The sequence below is a fragment of the Vulcanococcus sp. DEBay_Sum22DG08_74 genome (assembly GCF_017852955.1).
In the GTDB taxonomy this organism is placed as follows: Bacteria; Cyanobacteriota; Cyanobacteriia; order PCC-6307; family Cyanobiaceae; genus Vulcanococcus.
In genome coordinates this window covers 1-20852 of the sequence record NZ_JAFMKL010000022.1, presented here as the reverse complement: position 1 = coordinate 20852, position 20852 = coordinate 1, and the positions used below count along the sequence as shown (strand labels likewise).

The 20852-nt window shown below is 59.6% G+C and carries 23 protein-coding genes and 1 tRNA gene; 15 read left to right on the top strand and 9 right to left on the bottom strand.

The features are described from left to right. Positions 1-186: hypothetical protein (locus QZ184_RS04530; RefSeq protein WP_363159539.1), on the top strand; the 186-nt coding region annotated here is incomplete at its 5' end. Positions 187-1017: 831 nt separating this feature from the next. Here the strand turns inward: QZ184_RS04530 and QZ184_RS11425 are convergent. From QZ184_RS11425 to QZ184_RS04510, 4 genes are all read right to left on the bottom strand, one after another. Further along, positions 1018-1101, bottom strand: a complete 84-nt coding sequence (locus QZ184_RS11425) for a hypothetical protein (RefSeq protein ID WP_363159541.1) — start codon at positions 1099-1101, stop codon at positions 1018-1020. Between the two features lie 150 nt (positions 1102-1251). Beyond that, on the bottom strand, positions 1252-1416 hold the full coding sequence (locus tag QZ184_RS04520; RefSeq protein ID WP_296418355.1) for a hypothetical protein: 165 nt from the start codon (positions 1414-1416) through the stop codon (positions 1252-1254). A 30-nt stretch (positions 1417-1446) separates the two neighbouring features. Further along, on the bottom strand, positions 1447-1644 hold the full coding sequence (locus QZ184_RS04515) for a hypothetical protein (RefSeq protein ID WP_296418353.1): 198 nt from the start codon (positions 1642-1644) through the stop codon (positions 1447-1449). 461 nt (positions 1645-2105) lie between these two features. Then, on the bottom strand, positions 2106-3344 hold the full coding sequence (locus tag QZ184_RS04510; RefSeq protein ID WP_296418357.1) for an RtcB family protein: 1239 nt from the start codon (positions 3342-3344) through the stop codon (positions 2106-2108). 163 nt (positions 3345-3507) lie between these two features. Here QZ184_RS04510 and QZ184_RS04505 point away from each other — a divergent pair, with 163 nt between their 5' ends. Next, positions 3508-3975 (top strand): Hsp20/alpha crystallin family protein, encoded by a 468-nt coding sequence (locus QZ184_RS04505; protein ID WP_296418351.1) that lies wholly within the window; start codon positions 3508-3510, stop codon positions 3973-3975. Positions 3976-4033: 58 nt separating this feature from the next. Here QZ184_RS04505 and QZ184_RS04500 read toward each other — a convergent pair whose 3' ends face one another. After that, positions 4034-4999, bottom strand: a complete 966-nt coding sequence (locus tag QZ184_RS04500) for a sensor domain-containing diguanylate cyclase (RefSeq protein ID WP_247478990.1) — start codon at positions 4997-4999, stop codon at positions 4034-4036. A gap of 659 nt (positions 5000-5658) precedes the next feature. Between QZ184_RS04500 and QZ184_RS04495 the strand changes: the two genes are divergently transcribed. Then, positions 5659-6306, top strand: a complete 648-nt coding sequence (locus QZ184_RS04495; RefSeq protein WP_296415324.1) for a hypothetical protein — start codon at positions 5659-5661, stop codon at positions 6304-6306. Between the two features lie 153 nt (positions 6307-6459). Then, entirely contained in the window at positions 6460-6711 is a 252-nt protein-coding gene (locus tag QZ184_RS11420) for a hypothetical protein (protein WP_363159535.1), read from the top strand. Between the two features lie 70 nt (positions 6712-6781). Here QZ184_RS11420 and QZ184_RS04490 read toward each other — a convergent pair whose 3' ends face one another. Both QZ184_RS04490 and cfa read right to left on the bottom strand, forming a co-directional pair. Continuing rightward, on the bottom strand, positions 6782-7624 hold the full coding sequence (locus QZ184_RS04490) for a sigma-70 family RNA polymerase sigma factor (protein ID WP_296415326.1): 843 nt from the start codon (positions 7622-7624) through the stop codon (positions 6782-6784). A 49-nt stretch (positions 7625-7673) separates the two neighbouring features. Next, entirely contained in the window at positions 7674-8879 is a 1206-nt protein-coding gene (gene cfa, locus QZ184_RS04485; protein WP_296418349.1) for a cyclopropane fatty acyl phospholipid synthase, read from the bottom strand. A 1018-nt stretch (positions 8880-9897) separates the two neighbouring features. Here cfa and QZ184_RS04480 point away from each other — a divergent pair. The 5 genes from QZ184_RS04480 to QZ184_RS04460 all read left to right on the top strand — a co-directional run bounded on the left by QZ184_RS04480 (position 9898) and on the right by QZ184_RS04460 (position 13978). Next, positions 9898-11301, top strand: a complete 1404-nt coding sequence (locus tag QZ184_RS04480; protein ID WP_296418347.1) for a glycosyl hydrolase family 57 — start codon at positions 9898-9900, stop codon at positions 11299-11301. 34 nt (positions 11302-11335) lie between these two features. After that, positions 11336-11944: a sigma factor gene (locus QZ184_RS04475; RefSeq protein WP_296418344.1), complete on the top strand. Its 609-nt coding sequence runs from the start codon at positions 11336-11338 to the stop codon at positions 11942-11944. Positions 11945-12011: 67 nt separating this feature from the next. Then, a complete protein-coding gene (locus QZ184_RS04470; protein ID WP_247478997.1) occupies positions 12012-12707 on the top strand; it encodes a DNA-binding response regulator in 696 nt (231 codons plus the stop codon). 533 nt (positions 12708-13240) lie between these two features. Further along, positions 13241-13657 carry a sigma factor gene (locus tag QZ184_RS04465; RefSeq protein ID WP_247478998.1) on the top strand — a complete coding sequence of 139 codons (417 nt, stop codon included), beginning with the start codon at positions 13241-13243 and terminating at the stop codon, positions 13655-13657. A gap of 9 nt (positions 13658-13666) precedes the next feature. Further along, positions 13667-13978 (top strand): hypothetical protein, encoded by a 312-nt coding sequence (locus QZ184_RS04460; RefSeq protein WP_296415334.1) that lies wholly within the window; start codon positions 13667-13669, stop codon positions 13976-13978. A gap of 22 nt (positions 13979-14000) precedes the next feature. Here the strand turns inward: QZ184_RS04460 and QZ184_RS04455 are convergent, their stop codons facing one another. Beyond that, positions 14001-15143 carry a fatty acid desaturase gene (locus tag QZ184_RS04455; protein WP_010317809.1) on the bottom strand — a complete coding sequence of 381 codons (1143 nt, stop codon included), beginning with the start codon at positions 15141-15143 and terminating at the stop codon, positions 14001-14003. An 81-nt stretch (positions 15144-15224) separates the two neighbouring features. On the opposite strand from QZ184_RS04455, the gene QZ184_RS04450 reads away from it, so the two are divergent. Together QZ184_RS04450 and QZ184_RS04445 are read left to right on the top strand one after the other, a co-directional pair. Beyond that, positions 15225-15896 (top strand): hypothetical protein, encoded by a 672-nt coding sequence (locus QZ184_RS04450; protein ID WP_296415339.1) that lies wholly within the window; start codon positions 15225-15227, stop codon positions 15894-15896. Then, a complete protein-coding gene (locus QZ184_RS04445; RefSeq protein ID WP_296418341.1) occupies positions 15896-16462 on the top strand; it encodes a PAP/fibrillin family protein in 567 nt (188 codons plus the stop codon). The genes QZ184_RS04450 and QZ184_RS04445 overlap by 1 nt, the downstream gene beginning before the upstream one ends. A 526-nt stretch (positions 16463-16988) precedes the next feature. Here QZ184_RS04445 and QZ184_RS04440 read toward each other — a convergent pair. Then, positions 16989-17060 (bottom strand) — tRNA-Lys (locus tag QZ184_RS04440). A gap of 130 nt (positions 17061-17190) precedes the next feature. Between QZ184_RS04440 and QZ184_RS04435 the strand changes: the two genes are divergently transcribed. The 4 genes from QZ184_RS04435 to crtH form a co-directional block, all read left to right on the top strand. Beyond that, on the top strand, positions 17191-17709 hold the full coding sequence (locus tag QZ184_RS04435) for a gamma carbonic anhydrase family protein (RefSeq protein WP_296418339.1): 519 nt from the start codon (positions 17191-17193) through the stop codon (positions 17707-17709). 86 nt (positions 17710-17795) lie between these two features. After that, entirely contained in the window at positions 17796-17918 is a 123-nt protein-coding gene (locus tag QZ184_RS04430; protein WP_010317814.1) for a photosystem II protein Y, read from the top strand. A gap of 58 nt (positions 17919-17976) precedes the next feature. Next, on the top strand, positions 17977-19347 hold the full coding sequence (gene trmFO, locus QZ184_RS04425; RefSeq protein ID WP_296415343.1) for an FADH(2)-oxidizing methylenetetrahydrofolate--tRNA-(uracil(54)-C(5))-methyltransferase TrmFO: 1371 nt from the start codon (positions 17977-17979) through the stop codon (positions 19345-19347). Positions 19348-19376: 29 nt separating this feature from the next. Then, positions 19377-20852: carotenoid isomerase (crtH, locus tag QZ184_RS04420; RefSeq protein ID WP_296418337.1), on the top strand; the 1476-nt coding region annotated here is incomplete at its 3' end.

Genomic DNA, 20852 nt, shown 5'->3' with positions numbered 1-20852 from the left:
CTTAAGGAGGTGCAGATGGCGATCTATGCCGAGCACCAACGCCTGATGTTTCGATCGAGTCAACGGCTAACAATCACCGTGGCTCACTCGACACTCGAAGCACTTGTTGATCGCAGCCAGCAGGAGGGACGCTCCCTCAGCAACCTGGCTGCATACTTACTCGAGAATGCCCTCGAAGATCACTAGGATTGATCGAGGCCAGACGACCCGTGGCTATTTCCAACTCAAGCGTTGAACCAACGCAAGAGAAAGTCAGGAACGACAACATCTGATGGCAACAGAATTCCTTGTAAAGTTGCCATCGCGGATCGCGACTAAGCGAACGTTCCAAAAGGAATGGGGAAAGACGTAAATCGTCGGTGGCTCGGCTGAGCAAACAAACTCGAGAAGCCAGCTGCACACAGGAACCTGAGGCATCGATCATTCAAGGGTCGTCCTGCTCGAGTTCTGAGTAGATGGCCCAAAGAGATCGGTAAAGGGGCTTCATCTGATCCTGCAAGGTTTCGAGGCGATCAGGAGCACAGTGCTGGAGACGAGCTTCCTCGAGAAGTTGAATCAGCTGCGCCTGAAGAGAAGAGATCCGGAGGGAATAGCAGGATGTCGTGACAGGCAGTGAGGTCATTCCTAGACAAAAGAATTTGATGGTGAATAGGGGATGACAAAGCGGTAGGTAGATGGAGCCAACGTGCTATGAGCTGAAAGTCAAAGAGAAGGGACGATCAGCGAGAGGTACTAAGACTCCAACCAGGCTCACCATCAGGTTCGTGCACCATGCAACGTTCGCCATCGCGAAGATCATTACAGTCAGTGACACCCTTGAGGTAGCCTGCGAGAAACCAAAGCGTTGAAGCGGCTTGGTCGTTTTTGAGGAGCTCATCAAAGTCAAGCCCCCTAAATCCAACTTCCCAATCGGTATTGTCCATCGTTCAAGCAGATTTGGTATTGGCGTAAGTAATAATCGAATGTGACACTCAAAAGAGGCAACACATCAGAGACGCAAGTCGTCAGGAGAGATTACTAAGGCAATAGAGCCCTCAACTGATGGGCGACACCACTGCCGGTAAGCAATTCGGTAGCGATCGCAATCACAAAACCAAGCATCGCGAGACGGCCATTCAAGAGTTCGGCCTCGGCGGTAAAACCCCAGTTGCGAATTGAGTTCATTGAGCAATGAAGAAACCAACTCAATCAAAGCAACGTTCGTGAACTCGACGGAAGAGAAAGCAAATATGACTCAAAGGTGCCGCAAACTCAATCGTCCTGATTCAGACTGTCGATCGCCTGCTCAAGCAAATAGGCGCACAGGTTGCTGAAGCTGCGGCCCTCCTGCTCCGCCAGGATCGATAGACGTTCGTGAATGTCCGAACGGATGCTGATGCAAGCGCGCACATTCTTTTGCGGGTTTGCCCGGGGCATGCGCAAGCAGCAGGCATGGGTCTACATATTCTATAGATCCCGATCGTGATGCTCTAGCGACCGGAGCCGTTGCTCAATGTGGTCCAAGCGTTCTCGGGTGGAAGGATCACCCATGCCGCTCCAGTTGAGGTCCTGCCTCACCAGCTGAATGATGTACGCAGTCACGGTGAGACTGAGCTCTCTGGAGCGCTGCTTGATGGCATTAAGCAGCATTGGCGGCAGAACCATCGAAAGCTGCTTGCGAGGTTCTGATTTCAACGGGGGCCGACCTCGATCGCCCATAGCAGGCACAGATGTGTCGGCCACTGGGAAGCTAAGCGATGCATGATGATGCTAGGTGATGCAGTCTGATGCATGTGGTCGAGAGGCCAGCAAAGGTCATGTTGCGGCGGAACTTAGACAAAGAAAGAGACCTCAAAAGAGAAACGCTGAAGAAGAGGTAATCGATTGAAGAGACAAGAGAAACCAGAATCAGCGAGAAAGGTCAACAAGACAAATGGACTGGCACCAAGACTCAAGAGAGAGTTTTAAAAGAGCGTTCGTCCTTTCAAAAGGTTCTACACAAGGAGGCAGAGGGTAGACGTCACGTCATGCTGACGGGTAGGAAGTGCGACGGACAGTAGTTGCAGCAAGAGCGATCAATATGTGCAGCGAAGCAACAGGTACGCTGCACATATTGATCGCGTGAGTCAACCTTGAATACAACGCAGGGGCCTTAGACGTGCGACACGCCTAACCAAGCCAGCCTTCTCGCTAAGGAGCGATCCATTGATATTCCAACAACTCGTCGACAATGATCTCTGTTCAGATGAATCAACACCGCAGAGAACCTCAGTAAAAGATCCCATTCCCCCACCCAAGAGAACTGGTTGACCAACCTGACGGTACAAATCTGGGACGTGGCCATGACAGGGGCCGAAAGCACGAGTGGAACCTTGTCGCTGCACCCAAAGATGACGGGGGTCATGACCGACAAGATGGGATTCCTCCTGAACACTGTTGTGCGAAGCATCAACAAGTAGGGGCAGACAGAGATCAGGCCAGTACTGGCGAAAAACATCTCGGACTAGGTGCGTCAGGATCTGTCGATAAGCAAGAGCGCAATTAAGAGAAACGTGGATGGAGGCGAGCAACTGGTGACCTAACTCTGAGTGCAAAGGTGTCCAGGTCAGACCATGCAGTGCGGAAAGGTTGTCTCGACAGGTCTGTTGACTGAGGCCAGCTGAACCAGCCTCGATCACGACAACGATAGAGGTGACGTGCAAGCCGAAATGGGATGCGGTTGCTAGGTCATAGACATCCTCTACCACGTGAAGCTCTACATGGTGGTTGCCATTTCCAAAATGTTTTAGACGCTGTCGTACGTAGTCTTTTGCATGAGCGGACACTGCGCCTGGGTCAGCAGAAGGCATCAAGCCTTGATGTTCGCAATATTGAAGATCCTCAAGAAAACCCCAACCCTCCTCTACAGCCCAATGGGCTCCACTTCGCAACATCAGATCAAAAGAGTCTTGATTGCAATGGGCGAGACCACGTTGAATCAATCCTGCAGCTAGTCCCGATTGCAACGTTTCAGAGAGGGACTCAAGCTGTGGCTCAAGTTGCGAGAGTTGGAGCCCCGTCTTTAGGCAGCGAACGCCGTAGGCATGATCAAGGTGAATGTCACCAGAAAGGATCGCACCGCCATGATTGGCATCGAAACCGACAACACAGCCGTTGGGCATTGCAAACCCTGGATGGGCATCGGGAAGCAGAGTCACAGGGGTTGAAAGACCAGGCAATTGAGACAGAGTCCAAGCCTGCTCAAGGACCTGAGGATGCATGCGGAGAACGCACTGCTGGTCGCCATAGGCGATCAGTGGGAACGAACCAGCATCGGAATATGACCAGCAGTACTGGTCGATCTGCTTCCAATGAGTGAGATCCACCAAAGCCGTCCAACCAACACATGGAAGAGTGATCGAAAAGCAGTGACTAAAATGTGTACGCAACACATCAGAAGCAGATTAGGGCAGGTTCTGCAGCAGATAAGCGAATAGCTGAATGAGATTCGTAATCGAGAATTAGCCTGGTCAGGCAAATACTTGCATCTTGGAGGAACAAGTGGATCTGACCAAGTGGGATTCATTGATGGACATTGAGAATATCGTTGATCGCGCTCTGAATTGGTCGAACGCACGATTCACACCTGCACTACCACTGGGCGGGTTTGGACCACGCGTGGATATCCATGAAAGCGACGACAGCTATATGATCAAGGCCGACATGCCAGGCGTAGACAAGGAAGCACTGTCGGTGGGCATCGAAGGGGAGATGCTGACAATCCAAGGCCAGCGTGGACGTGAAAGCTTAGAGGGCCGGTCTCGGATTCACCGCCTTGAGCGATATCATGGCACCTTCAGCAGAAGCTTTTCGTTACCGGAAGATGCAGACGGCAATACCGTGAATGCTGTTTACGAAAATGGAGAGTTGACCGTAACGATTGCCAAGAAGAGTGATGTTGAAAAGCCTAGAACACAGAAAGTTCCGGTGACAATAGGAGAGTCAAAGCATCAATAGAGTTCATCGTCAAAGCGAGTGGCCGATAGTCAGAAACCATCGGCCACTCCATCGATCGTCAAATAATCCGAACGATCTGGTTTCTGCCATTTCCTTTGGCCATTGACAGAGCCTGATCAGCACGACCGAAGAGATCCGCAAATTCATTGTCATTTGGAGAGAGGCTGACGAGACCTCCACTGATTCGTGGCCGGTAATCAGAATGATCGAAGATGCCCGGAAGGATCTCAAGATCATGTCGTATTGATTCGGACAGAGCAAGAGAATGACACTCATCGGCGTTCACAAACAAAACCGAGAGCTCTTCGTCGACAATCCGTCCGAATAAGTCTTCGATTCGCAGATGCTGCTTAACGGAATTACAAACGTCAAGAAGGACCTGATCCGCAGCCTGGTGCCCCCAGCGATTGTTCACTTGATTAAAGTTATCGATATCAAGATTCAGAAGAGCCAGGGGTATGTCGTTACGACGAGCCCCCTCCAGTTCGATTGATGCGAGGTGGAAAAAGCTATTGCGAGTAAAAAGATGGGTGACAGGGCAAAGCAGACTCTGCTGACGGAGTTCAATCTCACGCATGACAAGTTCAGCCATTTGCTGCAACATCGTCTGCTGATGATCATCGAATGGACGAGAGTCACGGTCAATCAGACAGAGCGTGCCAAGCCTATGCCCATCAGGAGAGAGCAAAGGTGCGCCTGCATAGAAGCGGATATAGGGCTCTCCTAAAACCAGTGGATTATTCGAAAAACGATCGTCCTGAAGTGCATCGGGTACGAGCAAGACTGAATTCTGGGTGACGGCGTGTGCACAAAAAGCAGCTTGCCGTGGGGTCTCCGTAGCGTTGAGACCATAACGTGCCAGAAACCATTGGCGGTTCTGATCAACGAGGGAGACCAAAGCGATGGGCACCTGAAACACGTCAGCGGCTAGCTTGACTAACCGCTGAAGATGTGGATCAGGTGGGGTATCAAGGAGGTCATGGCGTTGAAGATCGCGCAACCTCTGATCCTCATCAACTGGCATGGGAAAGTCGGGATAAGGGGTCATCGTGAGCCACTCTCATGAAGGACCCCGCCAGCAACTGAGCGGGTCATGTCTAAAAAAAAGACACTCAGAACAAGAAGAGAAGGCCATTGAGATAGGCCTAGCAACTGTGGAGTAGAAGCAAACTGCAGTACAGGTTTATCCAAACAGGAGAGATCCACTGCTGCGAAGGGCCTGAAAGGGGTTAATCGCACGACATGCGCAGACAGCATGGCTTGATTCTCCAGTGATGAAGTGCAAGAGGAGTCGACCTCATTGTTGAGAGTCAAGGGAAGTCGGACCATGCAGATCAAGGCGCTGTGTTGTCAGATCAACAAGGGGTAAGTACGGCGTACATTCAATATGTTGATTCAAGAGCCGATGACGTAGTGCGTCAGATCAGCAGCAGATTGGGTGAGAGGACAACAAGATAAAGTGAAGATAAATGCAATAGATCACTTACTTTGACCACAGAGTGAAAGCCAAGGGGAGCAATCGCAAGAATGAGGAGGCAAAGGTGCGCCAGGATGAAGCAAGCCACATCGACTAGGCCTCAGAATGCACAATTGCGAGGTAGGTCGCAGCAACTTTGCAGCAGTTCCGCAGAACTAAGCAGAAGGAGTACGCAGTAGGACACGAATAGATCCGCTAATTTTGTTGTGGTGCTGGCAATTGACATTGTCTCCAAGCCGCTAAAGGTTCCGACTTCTGACGGTGATCTCAATGCTGTCCTACAGCAGCCCGTACGAGCCTTAGGACTGGTGCTGCTGGTTCATGGGCCTGGAGGCAACCGGCAGATGTTTAGAAGCAGAAAGGTCGGAAGAGCGCTAGCCGAACGGGGGTTATCAACGCTTCAGGTCAATCTCCTGCTGAATGCGGAAGGGCATACGAACGAGATTCCATGGGATCTGAACGTACTGACAGATCGCTTAGTCAGCACGCTCCAGTGGATCGGTCGAAATCAAGAGCTCTCTGCACTGCCTCTAGGGCTACTGGGAACAGGCAGCGGTGCAGCAGTCGTCATTGAGGCCGCAGTGAGAGAGCCAGGGAGAGTTGCCGCAATTGTCAGTTGTGCTGGCCGTCCTGACTTGGCATTCGAGTCATTGGCCACTCTGGAATGCCCGATCCTACTTTTAGTAGGCAAGCTGGATGTGGACCTGTTAGAGCTGAATGCCTGGGCCACGAGCTTCTTAAGGGCTAAGCACGAACTGGCCGTTCTCCAAGAGATGAGCGATCTTCTAGCGGAACCCAAAGCGACGGAGTTAGTCGCAGACTTAACAGCAGAGTGGATGCTGCAGGAAATGTGATGCACGGCGTTCGTCTCCGCGCTGCAGCAGATATGCGAAACAAACGAGGCGATCACCTGCAACCCGGATCAGACTCTTGCATTAATCTTGGTATAGAGAAACAATCATTTCTCTTTACCCAGTCTTGCTCAATCCTTCAACATTAAATTCCAAATGAATGACCGTATTCGCGTCATGCAGCGTCAACCCCGGCGCATTTCAATTACGCTGAGCTATAATGTTCACGAGGATTTATTGAATCGCTCAGAGGAAGAGGGGCGGTCAGTGTCAAACCTGTGCGCTTTTCTATTAGAGGAGTCCCTGAAAGGTGCTCATCAACAAAGAGTGCCAAACCAGCCTCAAACCCATCCAGCGAGCCAAGCGCTCAACGGAATGCGACCTCAGTTGAAAGCTCGTTCCTATTAAACACAGCTTGCCCCGGCTACCTTCGTAGCCGGGGCTTCTCTAGGGAGACTCAGCCGATGAGGCAGCTCTCCTAACCAATAGGGAAGAGGACTGGGGTCAGTCTGGTCCTGAGCTTTGCAAGAGCTTTTCGCTCAAGTCTTTGGACCTGGTCTTTTGTGCGTCCAATCGTTCTTGCCACCTCGGCGAACGAAGGTTGGTCTTCTGCGCCATAGCGCAGCTTAATAACATCTGCCTCTGGGCAAGACAGATGCTGCATCAGGCTATACATCCATGCGTAGTCGTCGTGAATTTCGATCTCTTCTTTATCGGTTACGGTATCGAGAATCGTCATTGCGCCGTCGGCACTTGCAATTTGCTGATCAAGAGACAAGGTGTTGCTACGGTAGTGCACATTGATTGCATGAAGCAAACGCTGAGGCGACTCATCCAAGATGCGGGCCATCTCATCAACAGACAAGTATGTTCTGCTATTGCTTTGCATAGAAGCTGCACGCGTCGCAAGATTAACAACATTCACTGGGAGACGTATGCTTCCATTGTGTTCTTGCAAATAGCGATGAATCGACTGGCGGATCCACCAATAGCCGTACGTAGAAAACTTGTACCCTCGACTAGGATCGTATTTCTCAACTGCTCTTAGCAAGCCAAGATTGCCTGCTTGCACAAGATCCATGGAATCGAAACCAAGATGCTGTAGGCGTCTTGAATAGCGCATTGAGACGGTGACGACGAGCCGCAGGTTTGCTGTAACGATCCGCTTTAAAGCCCTGCGTCCTCTGCGCTCGAGGGCAGCAGAGGGCTTTTCGTCATCCTTCCATTGCCTGACGATCGTTCCCAGATGAACTTCCTCTTGAGGGGTCAAAAGGGGGATACGACCGATTTGACGCAAGTAGTCACCGAATGCATCACTCATACAAGAGAGGATGAAGGCTCTACATCCTCATCCCTCAGGTTGAGTGCATTCAATTGATGCAGCACTCTTGCCCAGAGTCTGCTGCATCTTGCGGCGAAGATGTCGAGATCCATTCATCAGAACTTGGGCGAATGGATCGATAAGTGCTCTGTCGGTCAGCTCTGCTGAGAACCAATTGCCAGAGCTGTCCCTGCCTTGATCGGAAGTACCCCGCACAACTCAGCAAGTAGTAGCGCCAGAAGCGGTAAAAGTCTTGCCCTATCTCCTGACAGAGTCTTGGCCATGCCAATTCAAAGTTCTCCCACCAAGAGAGAAGAGTACGCTCATAGTCCTGTCCGAAAGATTCCCAGTCCTCTATCAGCAGAATCCCTTCAAGTCCCTTGCAGAGTTGCATTGCCGACGGGAGTCGTCCTCCAGGAAAGATGTGAGTATCTATCCATCGATCGGTGCGATGAGTCGTTGAAGCAGAACCAATCGTGTGCAACAGCATCAACCCCTCTGGATTCAGGCAATCGTTCATCACCTGATGGAATGTCCGGTCATTACGACGTCCGACATGTTCAAACATGCCTATCGACGCCACCTTGTCAAAGGGTTCAAGATTGAGTTGAGGCAAACTCCTGTAATCACAGACTCCAACTGTGATTGGAGCATCAGAGAACTTCTCTCGAATATAGCTTGCCTGTCTGTTGGAGATAGTGATCGCCACCACCTCTGCTCCGTAGTGCTGTGAGGCGACTCGAGCTAGGGCTCCCCATCCACAGCCCACGTCAAGCAGACGATCACCCGGCTTGAGTTCTAGTTTCTTACAGACAAGGTGCAACTTTGCCTCCTGGGCATCATCGAGATTGGTGGCATGTCGCCAATATCCGCAGCTATAGGCCATTGAGGGACCAAGCATCGCTTCGTAAACGCGTGGATCAATGTCGTAGTGGCGACGCCCCACTCGTAGTGATTGAGTAATTCCTTGCGGATTTAGAATCTGATCAGACAACCATTGAATGGATTCAAACAGCCTTCCCTGAAGAGCGAGAGGACGATTCGCACCCGACTTCAGGAGGCGGGAGATCATTTCACTTAAGTGCTCACAGTCCCAGTCGCCACGCACATAGCCATCACCAAGGGCGAGCGAACCATTTCTCAAGAGTTCTCCATAGAACTGTCTCCGATGCACCTGAAGATCCCAGGGACGGTCGCCATTAAACTGCACATCAGCTGCACCAGTGGCGGCAAGCAGGGTGGCAGGAATGGCCATGAACTCTGATCAAGAGCTCCCAGGTAATCCAGGGTTTGTGCTGACGTCTGACTGAGGATCTGATCTGCTGCACGATCCAGTCAGATTGCCGCAGGCACCCGCATACTGCTATTTCGGTGCATTGTTGATTGAATCAAGGATCAAGAGCACAGGCCTCTTGACTTGTATGACATTCATCTGCCTGTAGAGGCATCGTTGGCAGAGTCGTTTCTGAACCTGCCAAAACTGATGCTTACAATCACGCCAATTAACTGAATTGCTCCATTTGAGCAGCATCGCAGATCAAATGGAGATCGTGGAGCGAGAGAACAGATTGGCAGATACCAATGAACCCTAAGACAAAGATAGAACGAGCGATAACCCAGAGACTGAACACTGAGGACTGCCGCACTCCGCCTCATTAGATGCACAGTTCTACTGGTTTTTGAGCTCGCGATCGCTTCCATGCATACCGTCGCTAATACCCATCCAGACGAACAGAATGCGGCACCTAGTCACAGTTTGAGTCTTGCGTCGTCAGTTCCACCCTCCAACGCACTCCACTGCCAATTCCTCCATGCCTTTACGCCATCGCTGCGTCAGAAGCTTTGTCCGCTGCGTCCGCCTAGATCCGTCTGAATGGCTCTTGATGCTCGCCCTACTCCCCTGGAGCTTGGCGAGACCGGCATTGGCAGCAGTTCCGCCTGTCTTCGGAATGGAATTGGCACCCAACGTTGGAGTGAGTGCCGGCCCGAGGCATTCCACTGTTTGTGATTCTTTCAGGAGTGAATGTGGATCACAGTGGAGATGTGGGCCGAGCAGCTGTGCTGTCACAGACCCGGGCTGGACGATTCAGAACGGCAACCTTCTAAAGAGGGCAGAAGACAAAGCAGCGAATGCAGCATCGCTGGCGATCCAGAGCTAGTGATGAAACAGAGAACCTGAAGGCAGCCGGGGGTCCCCTTCTTTCACTCTGTCGTGACTGAAACCCAAGCCCAGCTCCAAAACCGCCTTCAAGACCTCTCGACCTCGTCCTTTCATGCAGGAACCCAGGCTCTGCGGCCAAGAAGCCGCGATCCGCGCCGCCATGGCCGAGCCCGGGGCCTACTGGCGCGAGCACTCGCCCCTGCAGCTCGATCAGCTGCGCTCGGGCTTTGCCTGCGCGCTGCACATGCACCAGCCCACCATCCCAGCGGGCGCTGGCGGGGAGTTGATCTCCCACCTCCAGTACATGCTTGAGCACCCGGGGGAGGGCGATAACCACAACGCCGAGCCCTTTGCCCAGTGCTACCGCCGCCTGACCGATCTGATCCCTGAGCTGATCGAGCAGGGCTGCAGCCCGCGGATCATGCTCGACATCTCCGGGAATCTGCTCTGGGGGGCCGAGCAGATGGGCCGCAGCGACATCACAGATGCCTGGCGCCACCTGGCCTGTGATCCCCTGATGCAACGGCACGTCGAGTGGCTCGGCACCTTCTGGGGCCATGCCGTCGCCCCCTCGACTCCGATCCCGGATCTACGGCTGCAGATCGAGGCCTGGCAGCACCAGTTCGCCTCAGCCTTTGGCCTGGAGGCCCTGCAGCGGGTGCGCGGCTTCTCCCTACCGGAGATGGCCCTGCCCAATCACCCCGACACCCTCTTCGCCCTGGTCGATGCCCTGCAGCAAGCCGGCTACCGCTGGGTTCTGCTGCAGGAGCACAGCGTCGAGACCCTCGCTGGCGGCCCCCTCAGTGAGGCCCAGAAGTATCTGCCCAATCGCCTCATCGCCCGCAATGGCCAGGGCGAGCGCCGCGAGATCACCGCCTTGATCAAAACCCAGGGCTCCGACACCAAGCTGGTGGGCCAGATGCAGCCCTACTACGAAGCCCTCAGCCGGGATCGCCTCCCCCTGGGAGACATCAGCGTGCCGTCCCTGGTCTCCCAGATCGCCGATGGCGAAAACGGCGGCGTGATGATGAACGAATTCCCCCAGGCCTTCCTCCAGGCCCACCAGCGCAGCGCCGCTGAGCCGGGCACCGCCGCCATTAACGGCAGCGAATACCTCGAACTGCTGGATTGCGACCCCGCCGCCTTCCCCTCGATCCAGGCCGCAGGCCAAGCGGAACTGCTCCAGGGACTCGGGGAGCGCTGGTCAGCGCAGCAGCTGCAGGAGCGCATCGAGGCCGGCTGCAACGTCGAGGGGGCCTCCTGGACCAACGACCTCAGTTGGGTCAAGGGCTACGAGAGCGTGCTCGAGCCGATGCAGCAACTCAGCGCCGCCTTCCACCAGCGCTACCCGACGGCCCTCCCCAGTGATCCCAGCTACCAGCAGGCCCTGCTGCACCTGTTGCTGCTGGAGACCAGCTGCTTCCGCTACTGGGGCCAGGGCACCTGGACCGACTACGCCCGCGAGCTCCATCGCCGCGGCCAGGCGCTGCTGAGCCACTCCAGCCAGAGCGCCTAAAAGCGGGAACACTCCAACCAGCTGGAGTGTTCCCATGCATCCATCCGTTCGCCAGTGGCTTGAGCGCAGCCGTCGCCATGCACCCCTGCCAGAGCGCACGGTGCTGGAGCTGGCCCGCACGATTCAATGCTGGCAGCAACATCCAGCCGGTCCCGCCCAGGCCCCCAGAGCGATTCAAAAGCGGGGTCTGCGGGCGCGGGATCAACTGGTGCGCCACAACCTCGCCCTGGTGGGATTCACCTGGAGAAAGCAACACAACGGCCTGAGCCCTGAGGATGCAGCAACGGCCGATGCCCTGCAGGAGGCGGCCCTGAATCTGCTGCGGGCCGCAGAGAAATTTGACCCAACCCGGGGCTATCGCTTCTCCACCTACGCCAGCTTCTGGATCCGCCGCGGATTGCTGCGGTTCTGCCAGCGCGACCGGCGCTGCATTGCCTTCCCCCGCGAGCAGGCCGCGCTGGTGCTCAAGGCCGAGCAACTCAGTGAAGAGCGCATGCGCTGCAATGGGATTGGCCCCAGCCTGAGCTGGCTCGCCGCCCAGCTGAGCACGAGAAAACAGCCCATCGCTCCGGCGCAATTAGAAGCCTTGATCCGCAGCTGGAATCACACCCAGACCTGCTCCATTGAGGCCTTCGCTTTCTAAGTCAAATCCAAAGGATCAGCCCCTCATCAGCCATCGCCCCTAGAGCAAAGAGGGTGAACAAGGGGCCGTGAATCCGGCTGTACTCCGCCAACAGATTCAGGCGCTGCAGCGGGCCATCAGCACTCTGCAGCAGGACTGGAGCATTGCCGTCTGCGCAGCGGATGAACGGCTGATTGGGATCGTCTGCCTACTGCTCGATCGCTGCGACTTTGCTGCGGGGTCCATCGCAGAACTGCTGGCCCTGCCGCTGCCCAAGCAGCAGAAGTTGCTGCTGATTTGTGATGACGAGCTCGCCGATGGCGGCGCCCTGGAGTTGATCCAGCGCCTGCCGCAGGCCACGGTCCTGGTCTGCCTCGATGCCGCCATTCCGCAGGAACGCCTGGCCCTGCTCTGGCGCAGCGGCGCTGCGGGACTCTGCTGCCGCCAGCACTGCGGCGGCGGTCGTCTGCTCCAGGCGGTGCTGATGCTGATGCGGGGGCTGCAATCCCTCGATCCGCTGTTAGGGGAGCGGCTGCGCGGGCAACCACCGCGGCTGATCCCCCTACAAGGCAACGAGCAGCACCTGCTGGAGCTGCTCGCCCGCGGTTTCAACAGCCGGGAGATCGCGGCGCTGGAGCAACGCCGCAGCGACACCATCCGCCGTCAGCTCAGTGCGCTGTACCGCAAAGTCGGTGTGCGAGACCAGCGCGCCTTGCTCGCCTGGGGGCTCGGACAGGGCCTGGTGCGCCCCCGCGACCTGGCCTGCCGCACACCAGATCACTGAGCCGCCCGGCCTCCAGCACCGGCAGCAGGTCCAGCAGCTTGAACTGATCGCTCCGGCTTGGGAGCCATTCCGCCAGCACTTGGCGATCCCCCAGCGGCACCGGCCGGGGCAACGGCAACAGCCGCCCCAGCATCGGTAGCCAGCGCCCCTCAGACCAGGGCTCAAAGCAGCTGATCTCAGCGAGGGCGCTGATCGCCTCGGCCGCGGGAGCGAGCGCCGCCAAATAGAAGAGCGTTGGCAGCTTCTCCACCGGCAGGGGTAAAGGCAGCCACATCCCCCGTTCACAGGCGATTGCCATCGCCTGGTGGTGGTGGGCCGTCAACAGCAATTGGGTGGCCATGGGTTTCGGTCTCTCTGGGCCGGTTCTGGCTGCTGCCCGGCCCCCGGCGCCGCCCACAGCCGTGGCGCGTTGTTGCACAGCTGTGGGGAGCGCCCAGACGTCACTGGAGTCTTTCGGGCTCAGACGGCTCTGGTCTTTCGCCTTCTTTCGGTATTGGCCGGCGCGGGTAGCCTCCCGCACCTGTTTGAACGCCATGCCCACTCGCCTCAGCTCCGAGCAACGCCGTTTTGCCTGCCAGCACCTCGGTCTCGCCCACCAACAAGCCCACCGCTATGCGCGGCGCTGGGGCATGCCGATCGAGGAGCTACTCAGCCCGGCCTACGAAGGGCTCTGCAAAGGAGCAGCCCAGTTCGATGCCGCCAAGGGCTATCGCCCCTCCAGCTACCTGGTCAGCAAGGTCAAAGGGGAGCTGCTGCATCACCTGCGCGACACCGGCTTCGCCGTGCGCATCAGCCATCGCTACCGCGAGCTCTGGGTCAAGGCCCGCCGCTGGCTCGAGCTGGACCTCAGCGACGCCGAGATCGCCATCCGCCTGGGGGTGCCCCTGGCCCTCTGGCTGGACTGCCGCCAGGCCTGCGGACTGCGCCCCGGAACCCTTGAGGGCCTTTGACATGGACCCTTGCGACTCCAAGACCTCACCCACCTGCTCACAGGACTGCTGCCCCTCTTCAGCCAGCGGCGCCCAGCCCCCAGCCCCCGCCGCCGCTCCTTTGAGCAGGGGGACTGGCTGGCGGAGCTCGAGCTGCTGCAACTGGCCCAGGAACTCAAAGCCCTGGCCGATCAACGCGGCGGTTTTGAAGCCGAGCTCTTCGATCTGATGGTCTCCATCGCGGATGTGCTCGAGCTCGACCACGGCTGGCCGCGCAGTCAATCCAACCAATGGCTCGTGCGCATGGGCCTGTGGGAGGAGGACCTCTCCGACGAGGCCTAAAGACCCTCGCAGTGCTGCAGGCTCAGAAGTAGAAGGCCCCATCCACCGGGGACTGCCGCACCGCCTTACAGCGGGTCGCCACACGCCAGAGGGCTTTGTGGATGGGCGTGGGGTCAAAGCGCACCAGCTGGGGGTAGCGCTGGCGCAGCAGCGCCGTCCCGCGCCAGGCGTTGTAGTGGGGGATGGCCGAGTTCACGTGGTGGCAGACGTGGGTTGAGCCAATGCCGTGGTGCAGCAGGTTGATCAGCGGGCCGTAGGGCCGATCAACGGTCTGCAGCGCCCCCTTCACCCAGGTCCAGTGCTGGGAGTCGTAGTGGGGAATCTCCACATCGGTGTGCTGCAGCCAGGTGTAAACCACGAGCCAGCCATTCACCACCAGATAAGGAAGGCCGTAGACCGCCAGCACCCGCAGCGGCGAGAACTGAATCGCGGCCACGACAAGGGCCCCCAGCACCACCACTAGGCCAATGTTGGAGCGCAGCATCCAGCGGCGGAAGGCCGCAGGGAAGAGGGGCCGCTTCAGGGGAACGCCCTGCTCAGGCATCCGGAAATGGGAGACCGAACTGCCGTAGGCCTCACCGCCGGTGACACCAAACAGCAGATAGAGCGGCCAGCCGATGACGACGTGGTTGAACAAGGCCACCAAGCCCGCCATGGGGCGACCGAGCTTGCGGGCCAGTCCTTCGGTGAATAGCCCCATGGGCGAGCTCGCCCGCGGCGGCACATGGGTCTGGCCCCGCTCGAGCTCGTTGCAATAGGCGTGGTGCACCGCATGACTGCGGGCCCAGCAGTAGTAGGGGACCAGCAGCAGGCTGTGCAGCACAAAGCCCACCACACCCTCGACCCGTCGATTGGGGTGGAAGGCGTTGTGGCCGCATTCGTGGGCCAGGACCCAACAGCCCATGGCCACGGTGCCGGTCCCCAGCCCGTAGACGAGCCAGAGCGGCAGGGCCGCCCAGCTCAAAGGAATCAAGGTGCCCAGCCCGTAGGCCAACAGGGACAGGCCCAAGGAGAGGGCCAGGCTCCCCCAGGACTTCAGCGGGTCATGGCGCAGCAACTCCTCCGGCAGCGCGCCGAGCAGTTCGGCCTTGCTGGGGAAGTCCTGATCGGCGGGGCTGATCGAACGCCGGGAAGGGGAAGAAACGGCCGCGGTCAAACGGACCACCTGGTCAAAAGGAACACAACGGCCTTCGGATTTGCTTAAGAATCTATGGACCGACGGTTCGCCCTGGCCAGAATGCCCGCCATGGACCATCCCCTGGTGTTTGTGATCGCTCCGCAGACGGGGCTTCCGCAGGGAGAGACCAGCTGGGCAGAACTCGTTGCGCTCCAGCACCAGGGCCCCAGCAGGGGCTTCGCCCTTCGCCTGTTTGTGGCTGGCGAAACGCCAAGCGATGGCCTCGCCCAATTGCCCTGGGACGGCCAGTTGGATCCAGGCGGCAGTGGATCTCTGCGCAGGCTGATCTGTGATGCGGTGGTCCCAGGCTTTGCTCCCCAGGAGAACGCCATCGGCGTCTACGAGCGCAGCAGCGATCCAGACGTCCTGCGCTGCATCGATTGCTTTGCGCTTCAGGACGCCGTCAATGAGACCTGCTGGTTCTATCCCACCCATGACGGTCGTTTTCTGAGCTGGCAGCGGGATCTGGCCCTCCGCCTCGAGCCCGGTGTGGTGGCCGCCGAGGGGGCCAGCCAGGTCCCCGAGAGCTATGAGCGCAGCCACCTCGCCCTGCTCTGGAGCCTGCTGGCCGATGACGAGAGCCTGACCTGCGTCGGCCTGACCTACGGCGGCCAACGGATCGAGTGGGGCATCAGCCAAGGAACGCCCGCTTGCCAGACCACCTGGAGCGTCTTCACCGTGGACACCGAGGCCGAGGTGAGCCTGACCGTGAATGCACGCGCCCAGGTGCTGGAGCCCTGATGGGCAAAACCAGACCCCCGGAGCGAAGGGAACTGCTGGAGCTCCTGCGCCAGAAACCCAGGGGCAGCGCCAACCGGCAGCGCCAGCGGATCGAGCAGCTCATTGGCGTCCTCGAGGGCGCCCAGCCCGCGGACCTCTCGGACCCGAATACCCAGCCGCTGTTGGAGGGAGTCTGGGAGTTGCGCTGGAGTAGCAGCCAGCAGCCCTATCTGACGGTTGCCCCCTGGCTGGAGAACCTCCAGGGCCTGGCCCCCTCCCAAGGACGCGGCGTCAACCAGCTGCGCCTACCCGGGCCCCTGGGCGCCATCACCGTGGAAGCCCAGTTGACCCTGGACCCCGATCGCGCCCAGCGGGTCCAGGTGCGCTTTCGCCGCGGTGGCTGGGTTGGACCCAACCTGGGGGGGAAGCGTCTCCAGTGGCTCCAGGACGTTCAGCAGTCCTTCCCGGCCTGGCTGGACATCACCGTTGTCGATCGCGAGCTCAGGATCTGCCGCGGCAATGCCGGCACCCTCTTTGCCCTGCTGCGGCGGCCGGAGTTGAGCGTCGATCAATTGCTCAAGCCCTAAACCAAAAACCCCCGTGCCAAGCGGCCGGGGGTGATGGAATGCGCAGTTGGTTGAAGCGGCTGGTTTGGCGCCTGGGGCCGAACATTCCAGGTGTGGGGCTTTGTGCTCCTGGGGCACCTCAGGCGGTGCAGATGGAGTGTCGACGGCTCAGACGTCCCTAATCAGTGTCCGATCCGACGACCTGCCTCACGAATGGGTGAAGACTGTTGGAGCAGGGGCCAGAAGTCAGCGTGCTTCTGCTGCTAGCGAGGTGGCGTGTCGTCCATTGAGGACGCCTCCTGGGTTCGATGGACACAGCATCGCCGCGCCGGCGGGGCCAGGCAATCAGCCATTACACGCATTGCTCTAGCCCCAGAGATCGATCAGCTTGGTTGGTTTGGGGCCTTGCCATTGGCACCAACCCTGTCCCTGCTGGCTGGCTTTTGCCTGCTGGGCTTTGCCCTGCTTCAACTGGTCTTCCGTTGGATGAGCTGAGCGCAGACAAAACGAAGGCTCGATTGCCGAAGCAACCGAGCCTTCAAAAAAATGGGTCGTCTCAGATTCGAACTGAGGACCAATCGGTTAAAAGCCGAGTGCTCTACCGCTGAGCTAACGACCCGCCCGAACGCAGGTTAGACACCGTTGTTGGGGGGCGCCCAAAACTGGGCACCGAGTGAACGTATCACCCAGAGGTGCCCGCCTTCAAACCCCCCGAGAATGCGGGCCTACCCCTCGTTTGCAGCACGCCCATGGCCAGCGCTCTGTGGCCCACGCCATCGGTCCATCCCGACGCCTGGGTGGCGGACAGCGCCGTGCTGATTGGCGACGTCCAGCTGGCCGCGGGCGCCAGCCTCTGGCCCACCGCCGTCGCCCGGGCTGATGTCTGCCCGATCGTCATCGGCGAGGGCAGCAACGTCCAGGACGGCGCCGTGCTCCACGGCGATCCGGGCCAGCCGGTGCTGATCGGTGCGGACGTCACCATCGGCCACCGCGCTGTGGTCCACGGCGCCACCCTCGAAGACGGCTGCCTGATCGGCATCGGCGCGATCGTCCTCAATGGGGTCACCGTTGGTGCGGGGGCCTTGGTAGCCGCCGGATCCGTGGTGACCAAGGACGTGCCACCCCGGGCCCTGGTCATGGGCGCCCCAGCCCAGGTCAAACGGGAGCTCTCTGAGGAGAAAGCTGCCGAGCAGCGCGAGCACGCCCGGCGCTACCGCCAGCTGGCCATGGCCCACGCGGGGCGATCCACGGACCTGGGCTTCCACTGAGGAGGCCAATTGCTGCGAATTCGATCAGCTCCCGGAGTTCAAGGAACAGAAGTTCGTAAGATCTCGGCACTCCTTTTCCCCCAGTCATGGACGCACGGCTCCTGCTTGTTGTGACCCCGATCCTTCTGGCCGCCGGCTGGGCTGTGTTCAACATCGGCCGCGCCGCCGTGGGCCAACTGCAGATGATGCTCAAGCGCGCCCAAGGCTGAGGCCAAGCGCCCACCCACCGGCTCCTAGCCTGATCAATTCAGGCGGAGCCGGTTTCGCGTGTCTCAATCCAGCTCCCAATCCGTCCTGGTGATCGGAGCAGGCCTGGCCGGAACCGAGGCCGCCTGGCAGATCGCCCGAGCTGGGATCCCGGTGCGGCTCGTGGAGATGCGGCCGGTGCGCCGCTCCCCCGCCCACCACAGCAGCGAGTTCGCCGAGCTGGTCTGCAGCAACAGCTTCGGAGCCCTCAGCAGTGATCGGGCCGCGGGCCTGCTGCAGGAGGAGCTACGCCGCCTCGGATCACTGGTGATCGGCACCGCGGACCAGCATTCCGTCCCCGCCGGTGGTGCCCTGGCGGTGGACCGCGGCCGCTACAGCGCCGCCCTGACGGAAACCCTCGAGCAGCACCCCCTGGTGACGGTGGTGCGCGATGAGCAACTGGCCCTGCCCGGCCCTGAGCAGATCACGGTGCTGGCCACCGGCCCCCTGACCAGCGAACCCCTGGCCGAGGACCTGCGCGCCTTCACCGGCCGGGGGGACTGTCACTTCTTTGACGCCGCCAGTCCGATCGTTGAGGGCGAGAGCATCGACCTCTCGATCGCCTTCCGCGCCTCCCGCTACGACAAGGGCGACGCCGACTACATCAACTGTCCGATGGACAAAGAGCAGTTCCTCGCCTTCCGCGAGGCCCTGCTGGCGGCCGAGCAGGCCGAGCTCAAGGACTTCGAAAAAGAGAACGCCACCTTCTTTGAGGGTTGCCTTCCGATTGAGGAGCTCGCCCGCCGCGGCGAGGACACCATGCGCTACGGGCCCCTCAAGCCCATCGGTCTCTGGGATCCCCGCTGGGGCGATGTCAACGACCGGGACGTGCGCCGGGCCAAGCGCGCCTACGCCGTGGTGCAACTGCGCCAGGAGGACAAGGACGGCCGCCTCTGGAACCTGGTGGGCTTCCAGACCAACCTCAAGTGGGGCGAGCAGAAGCGGGTGCTGCGGATGATCCCGGGCCTGGAGAACGCCGAGTTCGTGCGCTTCGGGGTGATGCACCGCAACACCTTCCTGGAGGCGCCCCAGCTGCTGGATCCCACCCTGCAGTTCCGCAGCCGCCCGACCCTGCTGGCCGCCGGCCAGATCACCGGCACCGAGGGCTACGCCGCGGCCGTCGCCGGCGGCTGGCTGGCCGGCACCAACGCCGCCCGCCTGGCCCAAGGTCTGGAGCCGATCAACCTGCCGGCCACCACCATGAGCGGCGCCCTGACCCACTTCATCGCCGAGGCCCCCAGCGAGAAGTTCCAGCCCATGCCCCCCAACTTCGGCCTACTGCCCGAACTCCCCGAACGCATCCGCGACAAGCGCCGCCGCTACGGCGCCTACCGCGACCGGGCCCTGGAGGATCTGGCGCCCTTCTGCGAGAAGGCCCTAGTCGCCGCCTAGGGTTCCAAGCTGCTTCCGCCAGTCCCGCCGTGACCAAGCCCTCCTGGGACGTGATCGTGATCGGCTCGGGCATCGGCGGCCTGGTGACCGCCTCCCAGCTGGCGGCCAAGGGCGCCAAGACCCTGGTGCTGGAGCGCTATTTGATCCCCGGGGGATCGGGAGGCAGCTTCCGCCGCGAGGGCTACACCTTTGATGTGGGCGCCTCGATGATCTTTGGCTTCGGCGAGAAGGGCCACACGAATCTGCTGACCCGGGCCCTGGGCGATGTGGGCCAGCACTGCGAGACGGTGCCCGATCCAGCCCAGCTCGAATACCACCTGCCAGGCGGCCTGAACGTCGCGGTCGACCGGGACTACGAGGCCTTCATCGCCCGCCTCACGGGCCTCTTCCCCCACGAGGCCAAGGGCATCCGCGCCTTCTATGACACCTGCTGGCAGGTGTTCAACTGCCTCGATGCGATGCCGCTGCTCTCGCTCGAGGACCCGGCCTACCTGGCCAAGGTCTTCTTCAAGGCACCCCTGGCCTGCCTGGGGCTGGCCCGCTGGCTGCCCTTCAACGTCGGCGATGTGGCCCGCCAGCACATCAAGGACGAGCAGCTGCTGAAGCTGATCGACATGGAGTGCTTCTGCTGGAGCGTGATGCCGGCCGACCTCACGCCGATGATCAACGCCGGCATGGTCTTCTCCGATCGCCATGCCGGCGGCATCAACTACCCCAAGGGAGGCGTTGGGGTGATCGCCGAGAAACTGGTGGCCGGCCTCGAGAGCCATGGCGGCGCGATTCGCTACAAGGCCCGCGTCACCGAGGTGCTGATCGAGAACGGCCAGGCCGTGGGCGTGCAGCTGGCCGATGGCGAGACGATCCAGGCCCGCCGCGTGGTGAGCAATGCCACCCGCTGGGACACCTTTGCCGGCGAGGGCTCGGTGCGCCAACCCCTGGTGGATGCCGCCCACACCCCCAAGGCCGAGCGCACCTGGCGCCGCCGCTACAAACCCTCCCCCTCCTTCCTCTCCCTGCATCTGGGGGTCGACGCCTCGCTCATTCCCGAGGGCTTCCACTGCCACCACCTGCTGCTGGAGGACTGGGCGGCGATGGAGGACGAGCAGGGGGTGATCTTCGTTTCGATCCCGACCCTGCTGGATCCCTCCCTGGCCCCCGAGGGCCGGCACATCGTCCACACCTTCACCCCAAGCGACATCCAGGCCTGGAAGGAGCTGAGTCCAAGCGCCTACAAGGCCAAGAAGGCCGCCGATGCAGCCCGGCTGGTGCAGCGGCTCGAGGCGATCCTGCCGGGCCTAGCCGGCGCGATCCGCCACCAGGAGATCGGCACGCCCCGCACCCACCGCCGTTTCCTCGGGCGCATGGGCGGCAGCTATGGCCCAATCCCGGCCCTGCGCCTGCCGGGCCTGCTGCCGATGCCCTTCAACCGCACGGGGCTGCAGAACCTCTATTGCGTCGGCGATTCCTGCTTCCCCGGCCAGGGGCTGAACGCCGTGGCCTTCAGT